The sequence below is a fragment of the Glutamicibacter sp. genome (genome assembly GCF_035257265.1).
Classification (GTDB): Bacteria; Actinomycetota; Actinomycetes; order Actinomycetales; family Micrococcaceae; genus Glutamicibacter.
In genome coordinates this window covers 1-4,443 of sequence record NZ_DATEXC010000049.1, presented here as the reverse complement: position 1 = coordinate 4,443, position 4,443 = coordinate 1, and the positions used below count along the sequence as shown (strand labels likewise).

1 protein-coding gene and 3 tRNA genes are annotated in these 4,443 nt (G+C 50.9%); all 4 read right to left on the bottom strand.

Annotated elements, in window-relative coordinates:
* Nucleotides 1-1,492: 1,492 nt before the first annotated feature.
* The 4 genes from VJ369_RS13020 to VJ369_RS13005 all read right to left on the bottom strand — a co-directional run bounded on the left by VJ369_RS13020 (nucleotide 1,493) and on the right by VJ369_RS13005 (nucleotide 4,136).
* Nucleotides 1,493-1,565, bottom strand: a tRNA-Glu gene (locus VJ369_RS13020).
* 48 nt (nucleotides 1,566-1,613) lie between these two features.
* Nucleotides 1,614-1,685: transfer RNA gene (locus tag VJ369_RS13015), tRNA-Gln, on the bottom strand.
* A gap of 897 nt (nucleotides 1,686-2,582) precedes the next feature.
* Nucleotides 2,583-2,659: transfer RNA gene (locus tag VJ369_RS13010), tRNA-Pro, on the bottom strand.
* Between the two features lie 97 nt (nucleotides 2,660-2,756).
* Nucleotides 2,757-4,136: an FAD-binding oxidoreductase gene (locus VJ369_RS13005; protein WP_324092497.1), complete on the bottom strand. Its 1,380-nt coding sequence runs from the start codon at nucleotides 4,134-4,136 to the stop codon at nucleotides 2,757-2,759.
* Nucleotides 4,137-4,443: the final 307 nt, after the last annotated feature.

Here is a 4,443-nt window from a genome sequence, read left to right as displayed (position 1 = left end):
TTCATATTCTATAACTTTGAATTCCTGAAAGTCAAATCAATTCAATGTGATTTGAAACGGTATTCTCAGTTCCCATTGATCTTCATTTATCCACAGTGACCTGTGTAAAACTCTTGATTTTCTGGGGATTATCACCGAATTTTGTACCGGTTTTTGTTCCGGCCTTGTTTCGGCGACAGATAAAAACTATACACGGTTTCGGGGGATGTTTCAAATCGGTGGCCTCTTTTCCGCAGTGACCGTGCACACACGTATTCTGAGCAGCTTTCGACAACCGCACACTCCCCTACTACTGCATCAATAAATCGCTTTTCTGCGATGAGAAATCCAGGTAACAGCAGTACACACAGTCCATAGCCAGTTGCGCTGGGTCTTTGATAGCGACAGTCCTTGTAGCGGCGGGGCGCTATCGGCGGCATGAGCTCGTAATTTCGGTGCCGGTGACTGGTGACTAGAACTATGGGTTGGTCATAGTTGTGTTGAATTCGGGCATTTCCTCTTTACTAGAGGAGAAAAAGCAGCGAACAGCCAATGCTTTACCGCCAGAGAGTCCTGTTCCCTATATAGGGAAGGCCAAGCGCTGACATCCGACCGTAGCTTGGTCGGCCAAATTCGAGTCCTCTTACTTCTGCTTGCGGTTAACTCCTTAGGGTACCCACTGACCACCCACCATGTAGTGCTCTGGGCTACAAATTGCCGTGGTCATATTTTCCAGCGCCCACGCCGTTACTTCACTAACCGCAGTTGCCACAACTCCAACCTACAGAAGTCTCCGTTCCGCACACACCAATGGGGGCAGCGGTAACTTGCTGAATGAACTACCGAACTTCTCGCGCTGCGCGAAGAGCGCTGGCTTACAGCGTGGATTCTTTGGCTCGCTCATATGCATTCCGCGGTTCTTTTCGCTGGCGGATTCACGAGCTTCCGGCTCCGGTATAACCCGTGTAGAGCAATTCCAGCCTGTGTCGCCCGATGACGCAAGTAGTTCGCGGTAACAGTGAGTGCACTTATTTGGACCGTAGAGCTGGAATGGCCGGCGCCAGTGCCTCGGCCGAAAAATAGAGAACCGCTGTTTCCTCGGAATCACGTCAAGCAGTATTGTCTGAGGCAACTCCAGAGATGCGTCACCGAAAGACAACTGATCTTTTTGGTTGGTTGCGAGGTAGAGGACCAATTTGAAAGATCCTGCCATCCTGGCGGGTCTTGACAGAAGCCGACAGGGATCCGAGTTACCAGCTCCGATGATTCCTCAACAGACTCAAAAGTTTGATTTCCGGCCGACAAGCGTCTGGTGGAGCGCCTCTTGGGGATTTGCTATTAAGGAATGGGTTCTGGGCTGGGCAGCAACGCAACTTGTAAACAAAATATCTGACGGCCGGAATGGATTTCGGGTCAGGCTCAGTCCGCAGGCCTATTGGAGAGGTGGCAAAGCAGGTTCCCGGTACTTAGTTAAAGCAAAAACGCGGAACCGTAGTTCCGCGTTTTGAATATGTGACCCCAACGGGATTCGAACCCGTGTTGCCGCCGTGAGAGGGCGGAGTACTAGGCCGCTATACGATGGGGCCGTACGCTAAAGATTTCTCTTTAACTCACCGAATCCCTCCGGTGAAGCGCTGGGATACCAGGACTCGAACCTAGAATGACGGAACCAGAAACCGTTGTGTTGCCAATTACACCATATCCCAATGTGACTTGGTTTCCCTCAACGAAGATATTGCTATCTCCTCCAATGGAATGCCTTAGCACGAGATATAACTATACATAAGAAAAGCAGTTAAGGCATCTTTTGAGCCCGCATCCTCGAGTGATCTGCAGCTCTATTACGGATTCGAATGCTTTCAATACCAAAATACGGTAGTCAGCGTCTCTCAACCGCCAGAAATGTCTATCGCGTAAACGATATTTGCACCTAGTACTGCGATTTAAATTCACGTACCCAAAGATCCTCTATCGAGTTCTGCCCATGACGGATGCTGCAGGGGAACGGTGCATTCCCCGCTGAGCCAGCGTGAGTTCTCAACTGTAGAGTCGATAACGGGCAAAGTCGGTTGCCAGCTACTGGCAGTGCCCATAACCACGAACATGTTTATGGTTTTGCAAGCGCATCGCTCGCGCCGGGACTTGACGAGTACTTGTTTCACCGGTCGAGATTCCCGCCAGACCGGCTCAGCCTTCCACTTCCAGCGAGAAGCCGAGAACAAGCTATGCTACTTACCAGCTCGGACGGGACTGTGTAATTCAGCAACCTGATGGTCTGCGTTTACAGGGTGCGTAGCTATCCCATTGAATTTGACGGTGCCTATATGGTGTTTCGGAACTTTGCCCTGCACGTTCGTGTAACCCTAAAAATCTCATTCTCTAGGACTGCGTTCATCGGCAACCAGCCCGTTCCCTGGAACAAAACCAATCGATGGGTAGCAAGTGGTCAGGATTGTTATCCCGCGACGGCGTTCCTAGGAGTGGCCTGTCGCCAACGAACGACGTTCGGCACCACATGTGCCAGATACGCACATGCCACTAATACAAAACAAGGATTAAAGCGTCAACTCCCGGAAACGATATGTTTCCGGGAGTATTTAGCTTGGTCGGGATAACAGGATTTGAACCTGCGACCTCGTCGTCCCGAACGACGCGCGCTACCAAGCTGCGCTATATCCCGTTGTTCACCAACGTTTAAACCCTACACCCGCGCTCGGGCTCCAACTAAATCTGTAGGTGAACACCAAAGAATCGGCTGAGGCTCCAACTTATTGCAGTTAGATCGCCTTGCCAGGATTCAGAATATTCTTCTCATCAAGCAGGGACTTTATGTCATGCTGTATTCGAATGACATCCTCACTCTGTTCCCAAGTCAACCATTCACGTTTGATAAGTCCAACGCCATGCTCACCCGTAATCGTTCCACCCATATCAATCGCGACCCGTATTGACTCTTCTAAAGCTTTCGATAAACGGATCAATGGTTTTTCACCCGCGTCCGGTTCCACAGAAAATGTCGGATGTAAATTACCGTCACCCGCATGAGCGATAACCCGTACATCGACATCATGATCCGTTGCAATTTGCCGGAGCTCTTGCACGTACTTAGCCATCAGACTCTTGGGAACCGCAACATCTTCTCCCATCCGATAAGCGTCGTCCTTCGTGTCCCCACGACTGGTACGACGCATTTCGATCAGTTGAGTTGCTTCCTCGGCGCCTGAGGAACTGAGCGTTGTTTGTCCGTCTGAGAACGTTTTGCGGATTACGGTTTCTTCTTTTTCTGCACCGTATCCATCCAGTCGAACCAAGAGCATCGCACCCCCACGGGTTGCATAGTCAGTTTGGTACTGCTCATCAAGAATCCGGATGGTCGGCAAATCAAGCAGTTCTAAGATTGCTGGTTGCACCCGAGCCCGAGCAATGCTTTGAACACCAATTACTGCTTCTTCAAGGCTAGGGAAGACTATTGATATATCTCGTTCATCAACAGGTTGATAACGAAGACGGAGCACCGCACGAACCACGATTCCTAGGGTCCCCTCGGATCCAGTAAATAAGGAAGTCAGATCGTATCCGGCAACTCCCTTGAAGGTATTCTTCCCGACACGAATTAATCTGCCATCGGCGAGAACAATGTCAAGACCGAGGACCGATTCTCGAGTCACGCCGTACTTCGCGCAACGTAGTCCGCCGGCATTAGTTGCAATGTTCCCACCCACGGTTGACATCTTGTAGCTGGCGGGATCGGGCGCATACATCAACCCGTATTCCTCTACAGCCTGGTTGAGGTCATAGTTGATAACACCGGGTTCTACGACGGCAATTTCATCTTCCGGCCTGATCTCGATTATTCGATTCAACTGCATTAGATTCAATACAATACACTGGCCTGTTACATGGGCTGCGCCGGAAACTCCAGTACCAGCACCCCGAGAGATCACCGGCATGCCGTGTTCATTAGCCAATCGCATAATAGTTTGAACGTCAGCTACCGTTTGCGGGTACACGACAGCCAACGGCAAGATTGACTCACCGACAAGCTGCCCAAAATCCCTTGAGTTCTCCAACAGCACTTCTCTGCGATCTTCGATTTGGGCTGGCATTGGCAGCGCTTCGCGTAGGAGATTGAGAAATTCGAGCTGAGAATCCGACATTGAAACGACCTCGTCATGTGATGCGATGGTTAGCTAAGAACAAAGTTCCATATATTGGCCAATAAGCCCCATAACGAAGCCTAGCCGGTCATTGGACGTTCCCGTGGATCAGTGTCGTTAAACAGGAAAAGGGTCCCACCCTTCCAGGCAGAACCCCACACCACCCACCACCCAGCCGGCAACCCCACCAACTAACCAAGCCGGCAGCTAGCCAGCCAAGCAGCCGGCAACCCCACCACCAAACGGAGGGTTAAACAGGTGAGGCCCCGAACACCACAGTGTCCAGGGCCTCAAACCAACCACAACA